The sequence below is a fragment of the Oceanicaulis sp. LC35 genome (assembly GCF_052055585.1).
GTDB lineage: Bacteria > Pseudomonadota > Alphaproteobacteria > Caulobacterales > Maricaulaceae > Oceanicaulis.
Map to the genome: position 1 here is coordinate 286850 of NZ_CP170485.1, position 18107 is coordinate 304956.

General features: G+C 63.8%; 21 protein-coding genes. 8 read left to right on the plus strand and 13 right to left on the minus strand.

The features are described 5' to 3' along the window. Nucleotides 1-114: 114 nt before the first annotated feature. Complete coding sequence (locus ACFELO_RS01320; protein WP_440958778.1) at nt 115-324, plus strand: YdcH family protein; 210 nt, start codon at nt 115-117, stop codon at nt 322-324. Between the two features lie 10 nt (nt 325-334). On the opposite strand, the gene ACFELO_RS01325 is transcribed toward ACFELO_RS01320, so the two are convergent. Further along, nucleotides 335-1066 carry a GGDEF domain-containing protein gene (locus tag ACFELO_RS01325; RefSeq protein ID WP_440958779.1) on the minus strand — a complete coding sequence of 244 codons (732 nt, stop codon included), beginning with the start codon at nt 1064-1066 and terminating at the stop codon, nt 335-337. A gap of 218 nt (nt 1067-1284) precedes the next feature. Between ACFELO_RS01325 and arsH the strand changes: the two genes are divergently transcribed. From arsH to ACFELO_RS01340, 3 genes are all read left to right on the plus strand, one after another. Beyond that, nucleotides 1285-2004 (plus strand): arsenical resistance protein ArsH, encoded by a 720-nt coding sequence (gene arsH / locus ACFELO_RS01330; protein WP_440958780.1) that lies wholly within the window; start codon nt 1285-1287, stop codon nt 2002-2004. Nucleotides 2005-2097: 93 nt separating this feature from the next. After that, nucleotides 2098-2607 (plus strand): 5-(carboxyamino)imidazole ribonucleotide mutase, encoded by a 510-nt coding sequence (gene purE / locus ACFELO_RS01335; protein ID WP_440958781.1) that lies wholly within the window; start codon nt 2098-2100, stop codon nt 2605-2607. Between the two features lie 3 nt (nt 2608-2610). Further along, complete coding sequence (locus ACFELO_RS01340; protein WP_440958782.1) at nt 2611-3684, plus strand: 5-(carboxyamino)imidazole ribonucleotide synthase; 1074 nt, start codon at nt 2611-2613, stop codon at nt 3682-3684. Between the two features lie 6 nt (nt 3685-3690). On the opposite strand, the gene ACFELO_RS01345 is transcribed toward ACFELO_RS01340, so the two are convergent. Then, entirely contained in the window at nt 3691-4365 is a 675-nt protein-coding gene (locus ACFELO_RS01345) for a COQ9 family protein (RefSeq protein ID WP_440958783.1), read from the minus strand. A 208-nt stretch (nt 4366-4573) separates the two neighbouring features. On the opposite strand from ACFELO_RS01345, the gene rpsU reads away from it, so the two are divergent. Then, complete coding sequence (gene rpsU, locus ACFELO_RS01350) at nt 4574-4813, plus strand: 30S ribosomal protein S21 (RefSeq protein WP_440959931.1); 240 nt, start codon at nt 4574-4576, stop codon at nt 4811-4813. Nucleotides 4814-4934: 121 nt separating this feature from the next. Here the strand turns inward: rpsU and ACFELO_RS01355 are convergent, their stop codons facing one another. Together ACFELO_RS01355 and ACFELO_RS01360 are read right to left on the minus strand one after the other, a co-directional pair. Continuing rightward, entirely contained in the window at nt 4935-6404 is a 1470-nt protein-coding gene (locus tag ACFELO_RS01355) for an ABC transporter permease (protein WP_440958784.1), read from the minus strand. A 2-nt stretch (nt 6405-6406) separates the two neighbouring features. After that, the gene (locus ACFELO_RS01360) at nt 6407-7354 is read right to left on the minus strand and encodes an ABC transporter ATP-binding protein (protein ID WP_440958785.1); all 948 of its coding nucleotides are present in this window, start codon (nt 7352-7354) and stop codon (nt 6407-6409) included. Between the two features lie 118 nt (nt 7355-7472). Between ACFELO_RS01360 and ACFELO_RS01365 the strand changes: the two genes are divergently transcribed. After that, nucleotides 7473-7874: a DUF1499 domain-containing protein gene (locus ACFELO_RS01365; protein WP_440958786.1), complete on the plus strand. Its 402-nt coding sequence runs from the start codon at nt 7473-7475 to the stop codon at nt 7872-7874. Here the strand turns inward: ACFELO_RS01365 and ACFELO_RS01370 are convergent. The 4 genes from ACFELO_RS01370 to ACFELO_RS01385 all read right to left on the minus strand — a co-directional run bounded on the left by ACFELO_RS01370 (nt 7871) and on the right by ACFELO_RS01385 (nt 10770). Then, nucleotides 7871-8377 (minus strand): DinB family protein, encoded by a 507-nt coding sequence (locus tag ACFELO_RS01370; RefSeq protein ID WP_440958787.1) that lies wholly within the window; start codon nt 8375-8377, stop codon nt 7871-7873. The two genes, ACFELO_RS01365 and ACFELO_RS01370, sit on opposite strands and share 4 nt — an antisense overlap. A 152-nt stretch (nt 8378-8529) precedes the next feature. Beyond that, nucleotides 8530-9150 carry a class I SAM-dependent methyltransferase gene (locus ACFELO_RS01375; protein WP_440958788.1) on the minus strand — a complete coding sequence of 207 codons (621 nt, stop codon included), beginning with the start codon at nt 9148-9150 and terminating at the stop codon, nt 8530-8532. Nucleotides 9151-9159: 9 nt separating this feature from the next. Beyond that, nucleotides 9160-10140, minus strand: a complete 981-nt coding sequence (locus ACFELO_RS01380) for an alpha/beta hydrolase (protein ID WP_440958789.1) — start codon at nt 10138-10140, stop codon at nt 9160-9162. A gap of 129 nt (nt 10141-10269) precedes the next feature. Beyond that, nucleotides 10270-10770 carry a MarR family winged helix-turn-helix transcriptional regulator gene (locus ACFELO_RS01385; protein ID WP_440959932.1) on the minus strand — a complete coding sequence of 167 codons (501 nt, stop codon included), beginning with the start codon at nt 10768-10770 and terminating at the stop codon, nt 10270-10272. Between the two features lie 79 nt (nt 10771-10849). On the opposite strand from ACFELO_RS01385, the gene ACFELO_RS01390 reads away from it, so the two are divergent. After that, complete coding sequence (locus ACFELO_RS01390) at nt 10850-11725, plus strand: EamA family transporter (protein WP_440958790.1); 876 nt, start codon at nt 10850-10852, stop codon at nt 11723-11725. Nucleotides 11726-11768: 43 nt separating this feature from the next. On the opposite strand, the gene ACFELO_RS01395 is transcribed toward ACFELO_RS01390, so the two are convergent. The 5 genes from ACFELO_RS01395 to ACFELO_RS01415 all read right to left on the minus strand — a co-directional run bounded on the left by ACFELO_RS01395 (nt 11769) and on the right by ACFELO_RS01415 (nt 16148). Further along, nucleotides 11769-13175 (minus strand): NAD(P)(+) transhydrogenase (Re/Si-specific) subunit beta, encoded by a 1407-nt coding sequence (locus ACFELO_RS01395; protein ID WP_440958791.1) that lies wholly within the window; start codon nt 13173-13175, stop codon nt 11769-11771. Between the two features lie 3 nt (nt 13176-13178). Further along, nucleotides 13179-13511, minus strand: coding sequence for a proton-translocating transhydrogenase family protein (locus ACFELO_RS01400; RefSeq protein WP_293011783.1), 333 nt, complete (start codon nt 13509-13511; stop codon nt 13179-13181). A 60-nt stretch (nt 13512-13571) separates the two neighbouring features. Next, entirely contained in the window at nt 13572-14702 is a 1131-nt protein-coding gene (locus ACFELO_RS01405; protein ID WP_440958792.1) for a Re/Si-specific NAD(P)(+) transhydrogenase subunit alpha, read from the minus strand. Nucleotides 14703-14841: 139 nt separating this feature from the next. Then, entirely contained in the window at nt 14842-15132 is a 291-nt protein-coding gene (locus tag ACFELO_RS01410) for an aa3-type cytochrome c oxidase subunit IV (protein WP_440958793.1), read from the minus strand. An 80-nt stretch (nt 15133-15212) separates the two neighbouring features. Beyond that, nucleotides 15213-16148 (minus strand): alpha/beta fold hydrolase, encoded by a 936-nt coding sequence (locus ACFELO_RS01415; RefSeq protein ID WP_440958794.1) that lies wholly within the window; start codon nt 16146-16148, stop codon nt 15213-15215. 280 nt (nt 16149-16428) lie between these two features. Here ACFELO_RS01415 and ACFELO_RS01420 point away from each other — a divergent pair, with 280 nt between their 5' ends. Next, on the plus strand, nt 16429-17925 hold the full coding sequence (locus ACFELO_RS01420; RefSeq protein WP_440958795.1) for a sigma 54-interacting transcriptional regulator: 1497 nt from the start codon (nt 16429-16431) through the stop codon (nt 17923-17925). Nucleotides 17926-18107: the final 182 nt, after the last annotated feature.

The window sequence follows — 18107 nt, forward strand, 5'->3', positions numbered from 1 at the left end:
GTCCTCGAAACGAAGTGAGCGCAAGCGTATCGCTGAGGCGCCCGAGGTCTTTTCGACAATCCACTCAGCCGGATGGGTCCGGCTTGCGTCTGATTGAAGAGGTCGGTCACGGTAATGGACGGCGAGTTCGACGAAACCGCGCTCAAGCGCAGGCTCGAAGATCTGCAGATCGAACACCGCACCCTCGATGAAGAGGTGTCGGCTCTGGCGGCCTGCGGCGTGTCCGACCAGCTCAAGCTGGTGCGGCTCAAGCGTCGCAAGCTGTTGCTGAAAGACGAGATCTATCGTCTGGAAGACATCCTGAACCCGGACATCATCGCCTAGCGAGACGGTGCTAGCCCGCTGCGCGGGCCTTGCTGGCCTGTTTGTGCGCATACATGGCGGCGTCCGCAGCGGCGAGTGCGTCTTCAGGGGCGACGCCGTGCGAGAGCGCATGAACGCCCCAGGCCGCGCCCACTTTCAGCGCCTTGCCCTTATGTGTGATTGACGCGTCGGCGATGGCCTTGGCGAGATCCGCCGCCTTCTGACGCGCGGCGTTTTCCGGGGTCAGCGTCAGGACGATGCCGAACTCATCCCCGCCCAGACGGCCGACTGCATCGGTTTCGCGCACATGATCGGTGATCAGGTTCGCGACCTGCTCGAGCGCGGCATCACCGGCGGCATGGCCATGCTCGTCATTGATCTGCTTGAAGCCATTGAGATCGATGTAGATCAGGCTCGACGGCGCGCCATGACGTTCGGCCAACGCCAGGGCCTTTGAAACCTCACGCAGAAAGGCGCGACGATTGAAGACGGGCAGCAGGGCGTCCCGATCAGCCAGGCTTTCCAGATCACGCAGGCGACCGCGCAGGGCCTCGGTCTCGCGACGCAGCTGGTCGACCTCGCCCATCAATGACAGCAAGGCGCGCTGCACGTTCGGCGTCAGCTCGGCTTCGGGCACGCCCATGATGGACGCGCTGTCTGTCGGTGCGCTCGTCCCCTTGGGCGCAGCAGAGGTGCGCCGGGTGTCTTCACGTCGACCCACCGGGCCGGCGCCAGCGAGCGGACCGCCGGATCGAATTCGCATGTCGCGGGCTCCATGAGACAGGTCTCGCCCTGTAAGCCTCGGTGGTTGTGGTAAAAAAAAGGTTCATTCGCGCCAGACAGACAGGTCGGGCCTCAGAAAATCCTCTATTTCAAAACATCATGAATCATTGAGCAGGAGGGCCCGCGAGGCTAGGCTTCCATCCCATCTTCAGCGCCTGGCCCGGTTCGGGCGTCGCGCCTTTGATCCGGAGCCACTTCGTGTCTGATCTTCACGCCAAGTCCCTGCCCAATCTGGCGGCCGGTTGCATCGCCCCGATCGATCGCGAAGCGCTGGCGCCGGCGGGCCGGATGACCCACAAACCGCGCATCTTGCTGCTCTACGGTTCCTTGCGGCAGCGGTCTTTCTCGCGCTTTGCGGCGATGGAGGCGGCACGCCTTCTTGAGATGTTCGGGGCCGAGACGCGGATCTTTCATGCGGACGGTCTGCCGCTGCCTGACGACGCGGAAGCGGATCATCCCAAAGTGGCCGAGCTGCGCGATCTCGTGACCTGGTCTGAAGGCATGGTCTGGTGCAGCCCCGAGCGGCATGGCGCGATGACGGCGGTGCTGAAGGCGCAGATTGACTGGATTCCGCTGGCGCTGGGCGCGGTGCGTCCGACCCAGGGCAAGACGCTGGCGCTGATGCAGGTGTCGGGCGGCTCGCAGAGTTTCAACGCGCTTAATCAGATGCGGGTGCTGGGCCGCTGGATGCGGATGATCACCATTCCCAACCAGTCCTCGATTCCCAAGGCTTTTCTGGAGTTTGACGAGGCGGGGCGGATGAAGCCCTCCGCGCTGTATGACCGGATCGTCGATGTCATGGAGGAGCTGGTGAAGTTCACCCTCATGACCCGCGAGCAGGCGGGCTATCTCGTGGACCGCTACTCCGAACGCAAGGAAAGCGCAGAGGAATTGATGGCGCGGGTGAACTCCGCCTAGCGCTCTTGCAGTGCAGATATGGGTTTTGCTTGACCGAAAGCGCGCCGCGGTTAAGTTGGCGTGCTTTCCAATCGCCTGTCAGGCAAGGCTATTATGAGCGAAAGCACTTCGGGCGGCGCCAAAGCTGCTCCCATCTCCATCATCATGGGTTCCCGGTCAGACTGGCCGACGATGAAAGCCGGCGCCGATCTTCTGGATCAGCTGGGTGCGTCCTATGAGACCAAGGTGGTCTCCGCGCACCGTACGCCCGACCGTCTGGTGGAGTTCTCCAAGTCTGCAGCCGGTCGCGGCGTCCAGGTGATCATCGCCGGCGCAGGCGGTGCGGCGCACCTGCCGGGCATGGTGGCGTCCATGACGCATCTGCCGGTGCTGGGCGTGCCGGTGCAATCGCGCGCCCTGTCAGGTCTGGATTCGCTTCTGTCCATCGTTCAGATGCCCGGCGGCGTGCCGGTGGGCACGCTGGCGATCGGTGAGGCGGGCGCCAAGAACGCCGCCATCATGGCCGCGTCCATTGTGGGGCTGTATGACGCGGAGCTGATGGAGCGCCTGAAGGCCTATCGGGCGTCGCTGACGGAGTCGGTGGCTGAAACGGTCGAGGACTGATCCATGACGCAAGCTCTGGCGCCGACCTCCCGGATCGGCATTCTGGGCGGTGGCCAGCTGGGCCGCATGCTGGCGCTGTCGGCGGCCCGGATGGGGCTCGATGTGGTGATCTTCGATCCCGAGCCTGATTGCCCGGCCAGCCGCGTCGCCGCCGAGACCGTGACCGCCGCGTATGACGATCTCGACGCCGTGGCGAAGTTCGCCGCCAGCGTGGATGCGGTCACCTACGAGTTTGAAAATGTGCCCGCCGCGACGGCGGCGGCGGCCGCCGAGCATGCCCCCCTGCGTCCGGGCGCGAAGGCGCTCGACGTGGCGCAGGATCGCCTGACCGAGAAAACCTTCCTCAACGCGCATGGCGCAACGACCGTGGCCTTCCGGCCTGTGAGCACTCTTGCAGAGCTGCACACGGCGATTTCCGAGCTTGGCCTGCCCGCCATCCTGAAAACCCGCCGCTTCGGCTATGACGGCAAGGGGCAGGCGGTGATCCGTGAGATGTCGGACGCTGAAGAGGCGCTGGCCGCCATGAACGGCCAACCGGCCATCCTCGAAGCCTTTGCTGACTTTACTCACGAGCTGTCCATCGTGGCCGCGCGCGGCGTGGATGGCGAGGTGCGCGCCTATCCCCTGTCCGAGAACCGGCATTCAGACGGGATTCTGCGTGAAAGCCTCGCTCCGGCCAAAGTCAGTGACGAGACGACGAAGACCGCGCTCGGCATGGCGACGCGGGTGCTGGATGCGCTCGAGTATGTAGGCGTGATGGGAATGGAGCTGTTTGCGCTGAAAGACGGTACGCTGCTGGTCAACGAGATCGCGCCACGGGTCCACAATACCGGACACTGGACGCAGGACGCCTGCACGGTCTGTCAGTTCGAACAGCATATCCGCGCGGTTGCGGGCTGGCCGCTAGGCGATCCCGTTCCGCACGCCTCGGCTCGCATGGTCAACCTGATCGGCCATGACGCGGATGCCTGGGAAGACTGGCTGAAGACGCCGAATGCGGTGCTGCATCTTTATGGCAAGCGCGAGACGCGCGATGGCCGCAAGATGGGCCATGTGAACGTGCTGGGGTCGCTCTAGGGGCGCCTAGCGCGCCCGGCGGAAGCCGTAGCGCAGATCCCCCATCAGGCCGGGCAGGCCGGGCAGGCTTTTCGTCAGCTTGGTGACCTGGCCTTTGACCTTTTCAAACTGCATGACGTTCCCGATCCGGCGGTCGAGGAATTCGGTCGTCTTGGTGCGGCCCTCGGTGTCGTCTTCGAGCCAGATGGCGAAGGTCGAGGCGTAAACGCCAGAGAGAATCGCCCGCTTGGAATAGAAATTCGCATCGGTGCTTTTGTCCCCGATGGCGCTCCAGATCATGTGAGATGTGGCCCAGACAAGCCGGGCGCCGCGATCAAGTCCGTCAGGCAAAAGCAGTCGGGCGCGGGCGCGGGCGGCGGCCTCTTCATGACCCTCATACTGCGCCAGACGGATCAGCACCGCCTGGCTGACCTTGTCGCGAATCCGGTTGGCGGGATTGGCCTCGATCTCGACGCGGGCCTGGGCGTCGCAGCGTCGCGTCCAGGTCTCGATGACGTCGAGAATCCCTGCAGGGCAATAGAGTTGCACCTCCCCCTCGCTCAGGCCGGCTTCCTCGGCGGCGCGGGCGAGGGTGTGCTCGCTCCAGCCATCAAACGCGGCGTTGGGCAGGGCGGCGTCCACAAGCGCTTCACGGGCGCGCTGGGCGCGGGACGGGGCGGTGTTTTGTGCTTTTGCGGTCATGGGTGTATATCTAGTGCGCTCTTGGCCTGACGTCACGGGGCGTTTCGCCGCGCTCTACGCTGGACAGGGGCTTCCAGACCCGGTATATCGCCCGCCTCTGTTGGAAGCGATCCGGCGCGGACGGTGGAGCCACGCGGCTCTTGGGTTCGCGTGAGCTATATCGGTCTGGGTTCCGGAGCGGGCTTAGACCACCTATTCGAAGGGAGAGATTACCATCGTCCAGATCGTCGTGCGCGATAACAACGTTGAGCAAGCGCTCAAGGCGTTGAAGAAAAAGATGCAGCGGGAAGGCACTTTCCGCGAGATGAAGCGCCGCAACCACTACGAAAAGCCGTCTGAAAAGAAAACGCGCCAGAAAGCGGAGGCGATCCGTCGCGCCCGCAAACTGGCTCGCAAGCGCGCTCAGCGCGAGGGCCTGCTGCCGAAACGCGGCGGTGGTCGCCGCTAGAACGCTGCGCCGGGCTTAACCGCTCCTAAGCAGACACGAAAAACCCCGTACGCCTGGCGTACGGGGTTTTGCTGTATCTGCGCGGGCCTGACAGACAGGCTCAAGGCCTGAGGCTTGCGCCTCAGGCCTTTTTCTTGCCGCCCATTTTCAGGAGCTTGCGGACAGAATCCGCATTGGCCTGACGCAGCGCGCCCTGGCGGAACACCGCCGCAGCGCCCCACAGGACGATCAGGGTGGTCGCCACCATCAGCGCACAGGCGCTCAGAAGCTCCCACAGCGGCGGATCGGTGGGCAGGCGGGCCATCATCACGAAAGGCGTCCACAGCGGCACCCAGGAGCCGATCTGGATGACCATGGAATCCAGCGCCTCGATGGAGAACACGATGATCAGCATGGGCAGCATCAGGATCCAGATCACCGGGCCCATCAGGGTCTGGGCGTCCTGCAGCGTGTCGCACAGCGAGCCCATGGCGAGGAAGATCGCGCCATACATCAGATAGCCGCAGGTGAAGAAGAACAGACCCGCCAGCAACAGACCCGGATCAAAGACCGAGGTGAGAAGCTGCAGAAGGTCCGGGTCAAGCGCTGCGATTGCTGAACCGCCCAGCGTGCTCAGAAGCACGCCCACGCCGCCCCAGATGGCGAACAGGGTAACGGACACGCCCGCCACGCCCAACAGCTTGCCCAGAAGGATGTCCTCGAGCCGGGCGGTGGAGAGCAGCAGCTCGATGATCTTGCCGCCCTTCTCCTCGATCATGGAGGTGAGCAGCATGTTGGCGACCGAGAACACCGCCATCCAGAGGATGAAGGCGAGGCCGAGCGCCACGAAGAAGGGCGCCCGGTCGGCGAAGGTGACTTCCTCTTCCACGCCTGCCTCACTGGACGGATCAAGGCTCGTCACCAGCGGGCGGATGTCGAGGATGGTGTCGATCCGGCCCGGGTCGAGGCCTTCGCTCACCAGCGCCTGTTCGCGCATGTGTGCGCGGACGATGTCGCGGACATCACCGCGCAGCTCGGAATTGGTCAGGTTGGTGGAGAGATAGACGATCTCCAGCCCGTCTTCGGCATGCTCGCGGATGATGAAGGCGGCGAACAGGGCCTTGGGGCCTTCAGGGGTGTCGATGGTCCGGTCGCCGGACAGATAGGGGCGCAGGGCCTCTACAGACTGTGCAGGGGGCGTGACCTGCACAGCCTTGGTGCGTCCGGCCTCAAGCGCGCTGGCGGCGTCTGACAGGCCCACAGACTGCAAGGCGACCTCGGTCTGGCTGACCCCGTCCGGGTCTTCGTCAAAAATGGCGAGGGCGCGTTCAGCGGCCTCTTCGCCCCCGACGCCTTGGGCCATCATCTCGATGGCGCCGCGCACCTGGGCGCGCCGCTCCTCGAGACGGGCCACCTGGACCAGCCGGTCCAGCCCTTGGCCGGTTTCATCGATGACCGAGAAATAGCGCACAGGCTGACTCGACTGGATCAGCGCCGGGGTCACCCCGCCAATGGTGGCGAAGATCGGCACGGCCAGCAGCGAGAGCCAGAAGCCCCAGGTGGCGACATAGGAGAGGTATTCGCGGCGAGCGATCAGATAGGCGGCGCGCATGATCAGGCCTCCTGACGGAGTGTTTCGACCGCATCCTCGCCCACAAGGGCGACAAAGGCGTCGTGGAGATGGGGGCGACGGGGCTCAAAGCGGGTCAGGGGCACGCCCGCCTGCACGCAGGCGCGCAGCACGTCCTGAGCGTCCACGCCCGGCTTGAGCGTCAGAAGCAGGTTCACCGCGCCGTCTTCATCAGGCGCAAGCGTCTCTATCTCGCCCATCGGGGAGATCACTTCGGCGAGGTTGGAGCCCGCCGACGCGCCCAGCGTCACCTGTCGCGGCACGCGCGCCAACGCTTCGTCCACCCGACCGTCAAACACCTTCTGGCCGCGCGCCATCAAGACGATGCGGTCACACAGCCGTTCGGCGTGTTCCATCACATGGGTGGAGAACAGCACGGTGCGGCCCGCCTGGGCCTGCTCGCGGATCACCTGCTCCAGCATGGCCTGATTGACCGGGTCGAGGCCGGAGAAGGGCTCGTCGAGAATGATGAAATCGGGCTCGTGGATGATGGCGGAGATGATCTGGATCTTCTGGGCCATGCCCTTGGAGAGTTCCTTGATCTTCTTGGTCGCCGCATCCTTGAGGCCGAAGCGTTCGAGATAGACCAGCGCCCGGCGGCGGGCTTCGCTGGCGGACAGGCCTTTCAGGCGCGCAAAGAACACGATCACGGCCTCTGCGGTCATCTTGCGATAGACGCCGCGCTCTTCAGGCAGGAAACCCACCCGGTCCATGCTGGAGGCGTTGGGGGTTTCGCCAAACAGCTTCACCGTGCCCGTGTCCGGTACGATCACGCCCAGCGACATGCGCAATGTGGTGGTCTTGCCGGCTCCGTTCGGGCCCAGAAAGCCCGTCAGCTCGCCCTTGCGAGCCTTGAATGAGACGTCGCGTACGGCCGGTTTGCCGCCGAACGTCTTGCTCAGGCCTTCGACCTCAAGCGCATATTCAGTCATCGGATTGGATGCTCCCCGAACTCTTTGGTTCATCTTTAGGGTGATGCGAGCGCGTAATCCAGTTACGAATGGGGTAGGTGAATCGCACGCGATGGGATCGCGCAGGAGGAAAACCGCCATGGCTGACAGACCCTTCCCGCTGAACTTTTCGACCCTTGTTCCTGACACGCGCCCGCGTCGCTGGCTGGTCCTGCCCGAGGGGTTCAAGGCCGCCGTCGCGCCCGATCAGACCAGCCCGGTCTTCAGCGTGGCGCCTGACGCCTTGCTGGCGGCCTTCAAGGGGTATGCGCAGGAGCAACCGCGCGTCTCGCTCGTGCGGGAAGGTGAGGGTCAGGTCGAGCTGGTGCAGCGCACGAAGCTGTTCCGCTTTCCCGACTACATCACCGCCGAGGCGTTTGACGTGGAGGGCGGTGCGGCGCTGGCGATCTATTCGCGCGCGGTGATCGGCTATTCCGATATCGGGGTGAACCGCAAACGCATCACGGCGTGGCTTGAGGCGTTGAAAACCCGGCTCGACTAGGCGGTCGGCAGGGCGAAATACAACAGGTCGAGCGAGGGCGGCTCGGCCACGCCCAGCTGACGCAGGATATGGGTCGCCTGTCCGCGGTGATGGGTCTGGTGATTGAACAGATGGGTCAGCACCACGCCCAGCGGCAGGGCCTTCGCCTCGCCGCGCGTGTTCACATACTCAAGGATGGTCTCAAGCTGCTCGGGCTTCACTGTGGCGGCGTAGTCCATCAAGCGCTTGTCCTCGACCTCACGGGCTTCGCGCAGCTCCGAGAATTGCTCAAACAAGACCGTGTCGAGCCTGGCGGGCGCCTCGCCTTCTCCGGTGAGGCGCTTGAGCCAGATCCGGTCCGCAGTGAGCAGATGGTTGAGCGTACCGTGCAGGCTGGTGAAATAGGCTTTCACATCACGCTTGCGCTCGAAATCTGTCAGCGCGGTCGCAGCATCATACAGGCGCGCATTCGCCCAGGTGTTGTAGGCCGCCATGCGGGACGGGTGGCTGTAGAGCATCGCCATATGTCATCACTCATTCAGACGCCGGACCAGACAGGCGCACGGATCATTGTAGACGTCCGGCCCGGCGCGGCGCCAGCCCGGCGGACGCCTCAGAGGCGTATCACCCTGTTATTGACCGAAGATAAAGCTGTAAAGGCGGCGCAGGGCCTTGCCTATCGGATAAGTGCGGAGCCCGCATAATTGAAGCTGGCGAATTTCGGACTCTTGGGCAGATAGCCTGCCGTCATCTCCTCGATCGCAAAGCCGGCCGCCTCGATCAGCCGGTCCGGCTGACGGGTCAGATGGCAGCCGCCGCCGATGGGCTTCCAGACCGGCTCGATGAACTTTTGCCAGCGCTGCACACCCGCGTCCGGCGCCAGTCCGTGTTCGGAGAATAAAAGCCGCCCGCCCGGTTTCAACACCCGGCGCATCTGTGCGAGGGCGGCGTTCACATCGGGAATGGTGCAGGCGGTATAGGTGAGCACCACCGTGTCCACGTTGTCATCGTCAAGCGGGATCTCCTCGCCGGGCAGATCAATCAGCTCCACCTCGATCGGGCAGTCTGCTATCGCCTTCTGCGCCTTGCGGCGCATGCCTTCTGATGGTTCCAGCGCGAAGACGCGGCTGACCTTTGCCGGATCGTAGAAGCTCAGATTGGGGCCGGCGCCGAAGCCGACCTCAAGCACCCGGCCTTCGGCTTTTGGCGCCAGAAGCGAGCGCTGTTTCATGATCTGGGGTGCGCCGCAGGCGCAGCCGATCAGATGGGGCAGGATATGGGTTTCATAAAACGACATGGCTTCAGGCTAGCGGGGTTTCCGCGTCAGAGGAACGCGGCGCTTTGACAGTTCGGGCCGGGCGTCTTCACGCGGCAGGACCGGATCGATGACGCTGATATCGGGCATAGGGCGGTCCCGCCCGCTCAGACTGGCGCAGGCTTCTGCAAAGAAGCGGATATGCTGGTTGAAGACCGCCTGGGTGTAGATGCCGAAATGGTTCGCGCCCTTCACCAGCGCCGCGTATTTCGTGGACAAGGCGGCGTCATAGAGCCGCCGTCCGCGTCCCTGCGGGATCACCCGGTCCTTGTCGCCATGAATCCACAAGACCGGCGCTTTCACAGCCCCGATCTGGCGGATGGAATCGTAGCGCTCGCGGAAGATCGCCCTTGGCAACAGCCAGGCGGTTCGTGAGCGGACAATGTCGCGGAAACTGTCATAGGGCGCGTGCAGGATCAGCCCGCCCACAGGCCGCACCGCCGCCAGCTGCACGGCTGTGCCAGAGCCCAGGCTTTCGCCATAGACCACGATCCGCCCCGGCCTCATGCCTTCGCTGACGAGCGCATCAAAGGCATGGATGGCGTCGGCCACATTCGCTGGCTCGCTTGGCCGACCGGTCGAGCCGTTAAAGCCGCGATGGGCCAGGGCGCTCAACCCCCAGCCCGAGACGATGAACAGCCGGAAGAAGCGCGCCCGTCGCCAGAGCGCCCGACGATTGCCGTGCAGGTAGAGGATATGGGGCAGGTCATCATCGTCCGCATCAGCGCGCCATATGACCAGCGTCTGGCCATCGAGGGTGCGCAGCTCGGTCTCTTCGGTGCGCTCAAGCTCGCAATCAGAGGGATGGATGCGGGTCGGGTCGGTGAAATACAGGATGCGGCGCTGGGTGAAGAACAGCACCAGCCACAGAACGTACACCCCGATCAGAGCGAGGATGGCATAGCGCACCGGCTCCGGCGTGTCCTGCCAGACACGCCAGGCGGCTTCGCTCCAGTGCACGAAGCGATCCATCCCCGTTTCCATCCCCATTACGCCGTGTCCCCTTTGGCGTTTGAGACAGGAAGGCGGACCGGGCGAGCAGAGTCCAGCACGAAGCCGGGATCACGGTCGGAAAAGAGGGGCCGGTGCGGCGCGAGAGCCTCACCCGGCTGGATCTGATGCTTCAAAACTGGCGAGCCAGGCGCGCAGTCCCTCTTCAAAGGCAGGGCGCAGCGTGTCTGGCAGCTGGCGGATCAGACGGTGCTGATTGGCGACGTGCTCATCAATGACGGTATCGATGAGGGCGAACCCTGCCTTCGACAGGGCGACAACCGTACTGCGTCGGTCTTCGGGATTGGGGCGGCGCTCGATCAGGCCTTGCGCCTCAAGCCGGTCAATCCGGTTGGTCATGGTGCCCGAAGTGACCATGGTCCAGCGGATCAGGTCTGACGGGCTGAGCGCATAGGGCGGACCCGAACGGCGCAAGGTCGCCAGAACGTCAAAGCTGGCGAAGCTGAGCCCGTGCTTGCGATAGACCGCATCAATCTCGGCCTGCAGATGATCGCTCAGGCGCTTGAGGCGCCCAAACAGCCCCATAGGGCTGACATCCAGCTCCGGTCGCTCTGAGGCCCATTGGGCAAGAATTCGGTCCACATGATCCATGTGAGACAGGGTATCGCCAGTTATCTTGACGTCAAGGCAATCGCTCGTTATCTCGACGTCAAGATAAAAGGAGGCGGCCATGTCGCGTACGCTTGATATTACCCTGACGGCCAGCGCGCCGGTCATCTGGGGCACGACCTATCTGGTCACAACACATATGCTGCCCGATGGCTATCCGCTGACCGCGGCCGTATTGCGGGCCTTGCCGGCTGGTCTCGTCCTGATGGCGATGACGCGGACACTGCCGCCTCTGACCTGGCTCGCGCGCCTTCTGGTCCTGGGCGGGCTGAACTTCTCGGTCTTCTGGTCGGCCCTGTTTATCGCCGCCTACCGCTTGCCGGGCGGGGTTGCGGCGACCCTTGGGGCCGTACAGCCCCTGATCGTCCTGTTCCTGTCGAGCCTGTTGCTGGGAACGGCGTTGACGGCGCGCAAGCTCATCGCCGCGTTCGCAGGCATTGGCGGCGTGGCGCTGCTGGTGCTGGGTCCGCAAGCCCAGCTGGATGGCGTTGGCGTGATCGCGGCGCTTGCCGGGGCGGGCGCCATGGGGCTGGGCAGCGTGCTGACGAGGCGCTGGCAGCCGCCGGTTTCGCCATTGGTGTTTACCGGCTGGCAGCTCACCGCGGGCGGTGTGCTGCTCTTGCCGGTCGCGCTGATCCTGGAGCCGGCCTTGCCGCCCTTCACCCTGGCGAGCACGGCAGGCTTTGTCTGGTTGGGGCTGTTCGGCGCCGCCTTCACCTATTTCGTCTGGTTCCGGGGCATTGCCCGTTTGGGTCCGGCCTCGGTGACGGCGTTCGGGTTTCTGAGCCCGCTGACCGCCGTGCTTCTGGGCTGGATTGTACTCGGTCAGGCGCTCAGCCCGCTTCAGATCGCAGGGGCGGTCATTGTTATGGGATGCGTCTGGCTGGGCGGAGCGTCGGGCAAGCCGGCTCAGGCGCGGGTCAGCGTGAAGGCCTGACAGTCAACGCCCCGCCGCGGAGGTCCGGGCGGGGCGCTTTGGCCTAGTCGAGCGATTTGACGATGCTTTCGCTCATCTTCTTGGCGTCGCCGAGCAACATCATGGTGTTGTCGCGGAAGAAGAGCGGGTTCTCGATGCCCGCATAGCCCGAACCGAGCGAGCGTTTGACGAAGAATACGGTCTTCGCCTTCCACACCTGCAGCACCGGCATGCCATAGATCGGGCTGGTCGGATCTTCCTCGGCGGCGGGGTTGGTGACGTCATTGGCCCCGATCACGAACGCCACGTCAGCGGTCGCAAATTCGGAGTTGATGTCCTCCAGCTCGAACACCTCGTCATAGGGCACCTGGGCTTCGGCCAGGAGCACGTTCATATGCCCCGGCATCCGGCCCGCCACCGGGTGGATGGCGTAGGAGACGTCCACGCCCTCTTCCTTGAGGATGTCAGCCATTTCCTTGAGCGCATGCTGGGCCTGAGCCACCGCCATGCCATAGCCGGGCACGATGATGACCTTGCCGGCGTTCTTCATGATGAAGGCGGCGTCCTCGGCCGAGCCCTGCTTGACGCTGCGATCCACATCGGACGCAGCCGCTGCAGCAGAGGTGTCGGCGCCGAAGCCGCCCAGGATCACCGAGATGAAGGAGCGGTTCATGCCCTTGCACATGATGTAGGACAGGATCGCGCCCGAGCTGCCCACCAGCGCGCCGGTGATCAGCAGCGCCGTGTTCTCCAGCGTGAAGCCGAGCGCGGCCGCCGCCCAACCCGAATAGGAGTTGAGCATGGAGACCACGACCGGCATGTCCGCGCCGCCGATCGGGATGATCAGCAGCACGCCCAGCACCAGTGCGAGGAGGGTGATGATCCAGAATGCGATCTTGGCGTCCCCGCCCGAGGCGGTCAGGAAGGTGATGAACACGAAGATCGCAACGCCAATTGCAAGGTTCAGCCAGTGCTGGCCCTTGAAGACGATCGGCGCGCCGCTCATCAGGCCCTGAAGCTTCATGAAGGCGATGACCGAGCCCGAGAAGGTGATCGCGCCGATGGCGACGCCCAGCGACAGCTCGACCAGCGACAGGCCCTTGAGCTTGCCGGTGGCGGTGGCGATGTGGAAGGCGTGCGGTTCATAGAGCGCGGCGGCGGCGACCAGCACGGCGCACAGACCCACCAGCGAGTGAAAGCCTGCGACCAGCTGGGGCATGTCCGTCATGGGGATGCGCTTGGCGATGACCGCGCCAATGCCGCCGCCAATGGCGACTGCGCCCAGGATCAGGAACAGGCCCAACCCGTCAAGCTCGACATAGAACAGGGTCGTGCCAATGGCGATGGCCATGCCGGCCATGCCCAGATAATTGCCCTGACGGGAGGTTTCCGGGCTCGACAGGCCCCGAAGCGCCATGATGAACAGGATGCCCGAGACCATGTAGAGAAGTGCGGCGAGATTGGCTGACATGTCCTAGCCCTCCGCCTTCGGCTTGGCCGCCGGCTTTTCTTTTTTCTTGTACATCGCCAGCATGCGCTGGGTGACCATGAAGCCGCCGAAGATGTTGATGCTGGCGAGGATCACCGCGAGCACGCCCACGCCTTTGGAGAACTGTCCCGCCTGATCCAGCGCGGTGGCGCCCGCTGCGATCAGCGCGCCGACAATGATCACCGAGGAGATGGCGTTGGTCACGCTCATCAGCGGCGTATGAAGGGCCGGGGTCACCGACCAGACGACGTAATAGCCCACGAAACAGGCGAGCACGAAAATCGCCAGGCGAAAGATAATCGGATCAACGGCTTCCATGAGAGGCTCCGTATGCGGGGGCGGTCAGAAAGAGGTGAGTGCGGCGTGCGAGGCAAACCATTACGCGTCGCCTGTCAGGCTGGGATGGATGACGGCGCCGTCCCGGGTCAGGGCCATGCCCTTGATGATCTCGTCATCCCAATGGGGCGCGAAAGCGGCGTCTTCGCCCACCAGAAGCGGGAAGAGATTGACGAGGTTCTTGGCCAGAAGCTGGCTTGAATCCGCAGCGAGGCGGGCGGGCAGATTGGTGAAGCCCGCGATTTTCACGCCATTATGGTCGACGACCTTGTCGGGTTCGGTCAGCTCGCAATTGCCGCCATTGGCCGCGGCGATGTCGATGATCACAGAGCCCGGACGCATGCTTTCGACCATGGCTTTGGTGATCAGGCGCGGCGCCGGGCGGCCCGGAATAAGGGCTGTGGTGACCACGATGTCCTGTTTGGCGATGTGGCTGGCGACCAGCTCGGCCTGCTTGGCTTTATACTCGTCGCTCATTTCCTTGGCGTAGCCGCCCGCGGTCTCGGCTTCCTTGAACTCGTCATCCTCGACGGCGACGAATTTCGCGCCCAGCGAGCCCACCTGCTCCTTGGCGGCGGGCCGCACATCGGTGGCGGAAACGACCGCGCCCAGACGGCGGGCGGTGGCGATGGCCTGAAGGCCCGCCACGCCGGCGCCCATGACGAAGGCCTTGGCGGGCGCGATGGTGCCCGCCGCCGTCATCATCATCGGGAAGGCGCGACCATAAAGTTCCGCTGCTTCGATGACGGCGCGATAGCCCGACAGGTTTGACTGGCTCGACAGCGCGTCCATGGCCTGGGCGCGGGTGATGCGGGGCGTGTATTCCATGGCCAGCGCATTGACCTTGGCCTCTGCACAAGCCTTGGCGAAATCAACAGCGCCATGCGGTTCAAGCAGGCCGATCACCACGGCGCCGTCTTTTAAACGTTTGAGGGTTTCGTCATCAGGGCGGCGCACGCAGAACAGGGCGTCGGCGCCTTTGACGGCGTTGGCGCGGGTGGCGAGCTTCGCCCCGGCGGCCTCATAGGCGGCGTCGGGATAGGCGGCGCGCTCGCCCGCGCCCTTCTGGACCGTGACCTCCGCCCCGGCCTTGATCAGCGCCTTGACGCTGTCCGGCGTGGCGGCGACCCGGGATTCTCCATCCCGGGTTTCGGCGAGTACGGCGATATGCATAAAAAACCCCGTCTTCCGGCATTAACGTTGTGCGCAGTCTGCGACAAACGTCTAACGCCGGAAAGGGGTAAACTGGCTTGTACGGACAAAAGACCGTTCAACAGGGGGTGAGCCTGCTGTGAGCCGAGCAGAAACGCTCTTAGGCCAGAAGGGTGACCAGGCCGCCAATGATGAAGCCGATGATGGCCAGCACCACCAGGGTCGCCCAGTAGCCTGCGCCCTGCTTCATGAAGACGCCGCCCAGACCGCCAACGATGGCGGCGGTGAACATGGCGGTCAGCCAATGAAAATGAGCGCCGAAGACCAGGATCACGCACAGCAGCGTGGTGACCACGACCAGCGTGGAATACACCGACACGCCGATAAAGCCGTCAAAGGAAGCTTTATGCTCGGAGATATCCATGTCTCCGCGGATGTATTCTTCAGCCATGATGGTCCTCACCTGAAAAGAAGTCTTCTGAGCGCGGCACATATCACGCTCCTCGCGATCCGCCAAGACGGTGTGCTCGTCTAGACTGGCCGCTTCGCCCAGCCCTCGATCAGCGCATCCAGCGCCGCGGTGACGGCGATCGGGTCATCCAGGATCAGATGATGCTGGGTGTTCGGTATGCTGACGAAGGGCGAACGAGTGAAGACGGACTTCATGTAATCCCAGGTCTCCGCCCCCATCAGGACCGAATGCTCGCCACGGATAAACGCCAGCGGGCATTTCAGATTCGCCGCCGCCGCTTCGGGATCGCGACGGTGATAGGTCAGTTTGGCCCACAGGTCCGGATCAAACAGCCATGTATAGCCGCCCTCGACCTGTTTCAGGCTGCCGCGCGCGATGTGGTCGATGATCCAGAGGTTCTCGCACTCTTGTTCCGGCAGCAGGCGGAAGCGTTCCAGCGCGGCGGGCAGATCGGCATAGGTGCGGCCGCCCCGACGGGGCGGGCTGCCTTCGCGTTGCTTTTCAGGTTTGCGAATCGGGCTGTCGAGAATGATCGCCGCCGCCAGTTGCTCACCCATGACGGTCGAAGCCTGCAAGGTGACGAAGCCGCCAAAGGAATGGCCGATCATGATCGGTTTTCCGGCCTCGCATGCGCCGCCCTCTTCCGCCGCGACCAGCATATCTGCGGCGTGGTCATCCATGGTGTAGACCTCGCGCCAGCCGCTTTCGCCCATGCCGGCGAGGTCTGCGGCGACAACGCGGCGACCGCCGCCTTCGCGCGCCAGATAGGGGCCCAGCGCGTCCCACCAGCCTTTATGGGCCGTACCGCCATGCACCAGCAAAAGCCCTGGCTTGCCGCGCTCGCCCCAGGCCTTCCAGGCCAGCTTTGTGCCCTCGCGCTCGGCGAAGCCGGTTTCGACGGCGGTGTCTTGCGCTGTGTTGAACCAGTCCGGGGCGGTCACGGGCTCGCCCTTGAAGGGGGCGAGAGGCGGGGGCATGCGGTCAGCTTTGGTCATGATGGGACCTTGGGACTCTTATACTTAGGAGCTTCAGGGGTAGACCGTCGTTAGCCGACCCGTCAAACGCCTGAGTCTCACCTGAACCTTAAGACAAGGCTAACCCTCTATTTACCCTAACAATTTCTGAGTCGCGTCTACACCTCATCTTTACGCCGGGTGTCCCATAAAGGGTCACACAACAGGTGGGAGGGCGGTTCGGACCGGCACGGGGAAAACCTCGGTCGGTCCGCGCAAAGGATCGCCCCGAAAATAAAGCGACCGAAAAGGCGTGGGTGTGATGGCCAAGACCGTATTGATCGTTGATGACGATCCGACTCAGCGTCGCCTGATGCAGGCGGTTCTGGAAAAACAGGGGCATCTGGCGGAGACCGCCGAAGATGGGGAGGCCGGCCTCGAGCGCGTCAAGCGCGGCGGGGTGGATGTGGTCATGCTCGACATGGTCATGCCCGGCATGGATGGCATTGAGACGCTGGAAGCGATCAAGGCCCGCAATCCCGATCTGCCAGTGATCGTGCTGACTGCGCACGGCGGCATTGAGACTGTCGTCAAGGCGATGCGCGCAGGCGCAGTGGACTTCTTTGTGAAGCCTGCAAGCCCGGAACGTATCGCGGTGTCGATCCGCAACGCCCTGAAGGTCAAAGACCTTTCCGGCGAAGTGACGCGCCTGAAAAAGAAGACCAGCGGTGCGCTAGGCTTCTCTGACATGATCGCCGGCGCTCCGGCCATGCGTCAGGTGGTGCGTCTGGGTGAGCGGGCGGCCAAGTCCAACATTCCGATCCTGATCACGGGCGAAAGCGGCGTGGGCAAGGAATTGGTGGCGCGCGCTATTGCGGCGGGCTCTGACCGGGCCGGTCGTCCCTTCGTGGCGGTGAACTGCGGCGCGATCCCCGAGAACCTCGTGGAATCCACCCTGTTCGGTCACGAGAAGGGCTCGTTCACGGGCGCTGTGGCCAAGCATCTGGGTAAATTCCAGGAAGCCGATGGCGGCACGCTGTTCCTTGACGAGATTGGCGAGCTGCCCCTCGACATGCAGGTCAAACTGCTGCGCGCGCTTCAGGAAGGCGAAGTGGACCCGGTGGGTTCCAAGCGCCCGGTGAAAGTGGATGTTCGCATTGTCTCCGCGACCAACCGCGATCTCGCCGAACAGGTGAAGACCGGCGCCTTCCGCGAAGACCTGTTCTATCGCCTGAACGTGTTCCCGATCGAGGTGCCGTCCCTGAAAGAGCGGACTGAAGACATTCCGGCTCTGGTGCGCCATTTCATTGCGCGCTTCAACGCCCAGGAAGGCAAGTCCGTGCTCGACGCCACGGCGGAGACCATGCACATGCTCGCCAGCCATGACTGGAAAGGCAATGTGCGCCAGCTTGAGAACTCGGTGTTCCGCGCGGTGGTCCTGTCTGACAGCGATTATCTGACCGAAGAGGATTTCCCGCAGATCTCGGGTCTCGCCCCGACCCTGCGTGATGCGCCTGCTCCGTCGGTCGCCCCGGCCCAGCCGGTTGCAAATGCGGTTTCGGCCTTGCCAGCAGAGCAGTTTGAAGGTGCAGCTCCGAACGGCGCCGAGGAAGACCATCTTGCGGTCGATATTCTCGACGAGGGCGGTCATCTGCGCTCGCTGGAGAGCATTGAACGCGATCTGATCGCCTTCGCCATCGAGACCTATTCGGGCCGCATGGCCGAGGTCGCCCGGCGTCTGGGCGTGGGTCGCTCCACGCTTTACCGCAAGGTGCGTGAATACGATCTCGACGTGGACAATTTCCGCGAAGCGGGCTGATCGATCACGGCTGGACGCTCAGTACGGCGTCCAGGTTTTGAGCCAAAACTTCATCGCGGTTCAGGCGTTCAGCCTGGACCGCGATTTGTTGTTGGATGCGGGCTTTCCCCAAGGTGGCGTCCTTGGTCTGATGCTATGCGATAACGAATGGACTTGGCCTGAGCCTCAGTGACAATGCGACC

Bases quoted from the DNA above. Each gene is read 5' to 3' on its own strand.
- ACFELO_RS01365 (WP_440958786.1), top strand. From the start codon at position 7,473: ATGGCTGACAGACCCTTCCCGCTGAACTTTTCGACCCTTGTTCCTGAC.
- ACFELO_RS01340 (WP_440958782.1), top strand. From the start codon at position 2,611: ATGACGCAAGCTCTGGCGCCGACCTCCCGGATCGGCATTCTGGGCGGT.
- ACFELO_RS01325 (WP_440958779.1), bottom strand. From the start codon at position 1,066: ATGCGAATTCGATCCGGCGGTCCGCTCGCTGGCGCCGGCCCGGTGGGT.
- ACFELO_RS01345 (WP_440958783.1), bottom strand. From the start codon at position 4,365: ATGACCGCAAAAGCACAAAACACCGCCCCGTCCCGCGCCCAGCGCGCC.
- ACFELO_RS01360 (WP_440958785.1), bottom strand. From the start codon at position 7,354: ATGACTGAATATGCGCTTGAGGTCGAAGGCCTGAGCAAGACGTTCGGC.
- ACFELO_RS01420 (WP_440958795.1), top strand. From the start codon at position 16,429: ATGGCCAAGACCGTATTGATCGTTGATGACGATCCGACTCAGCGTCGC.
- purE (WP_440958781.1), top strand. From the start codon at position 2,098: ATGAGCGAAAGCACTTCGGGCGGCGCCAAAGCTGCTCCCATCTCCATC.
- ACFELO_RS01380 (WP_440958789.1), bottom strand. From the start codon at position 10,140: ATGGATCGCTTCGTGCACTGGAGCGAAGCCGCCTGGCGTGTCTGGCAG.
- ACFELO_RS01375 (WP_440958788.1), bottom strand. From the start codon at position 9,150: ATGTCGTTTTATGAAACCCATATCCTGCCCCATCTGATCGGCTGCGCC.
- ACFELO_RS01320 (WP_440958778.1), top strand. From the start codon at position 115: ATGGACGGCGAGTTCGACGAAACCGCGCTCAAGCGCAGGCTCGAAGAT.
- ACFELO_RS01395 (WP_440958791.1), bottom strand. From the start codon at position 13,175: ATGTCAGCCAATCTCGCCGCACTTCTCTACATGGTCTCGGGCATCCTG.
- ACFELO_RS01405 (WP_440958792.1), bottom strand. From the start codon at position 14,702: ATGCATATCGCCGTACTCGCCGAAACCCGGGATGGAGAATCCCGGGTC.
- ACFELO_RS01385 (WP_440959932.1), bottom strand. From the start codon at position 10,770: ATGGATCATGTGGACCGAATTCTTGCCCAATGGGCCTCAGAGCGACCG.
- ACFELO_RS01410 (WP_440958793.1), bottom strand. From the start codon at position 15,132: ATGGCTGAAGAATACATCCGCGGAGACATGGATATCTCCGAGCATAAA.
- ACFELO_RS01390 (WP_440958790.1), top strand. From the start codon at position 10,850: ATGTCGCGTACGCTTGATATTACCCTGACGGCCAGCGCGCCGGTCATC.
- ACFELO_RS01415 (WP_440958794.1), bottom strand. From the start codon at position 16,148: ATGACCAAAGCTGACCGCATGCCCCCGCCTCTCGCCCCCTTCAAGGGC.
- ACFELO_RS01370 (WP_440958787.1), bottom strand. From the start codon at position 8,377: ATGGCGATGCTCTACAGCCACCCGTCCCGCATGGCGGCCTACAACACC.
- ACFELO_RS01355 (WP_440958784.1), bottom strand. From the start codon at position 6,404: ATGCGCGCCGCCTATCTGATCGCTCGCCGCGAATACCTCTCCTATGTC.
- ACFELO_RS01400 (WP_293011783.1), bottom strand. From the start codon at position 13,511: ATGGAAGCCGTTGATCCGATTATCTTTCGCCTGGCGATTTTCGTGCTC.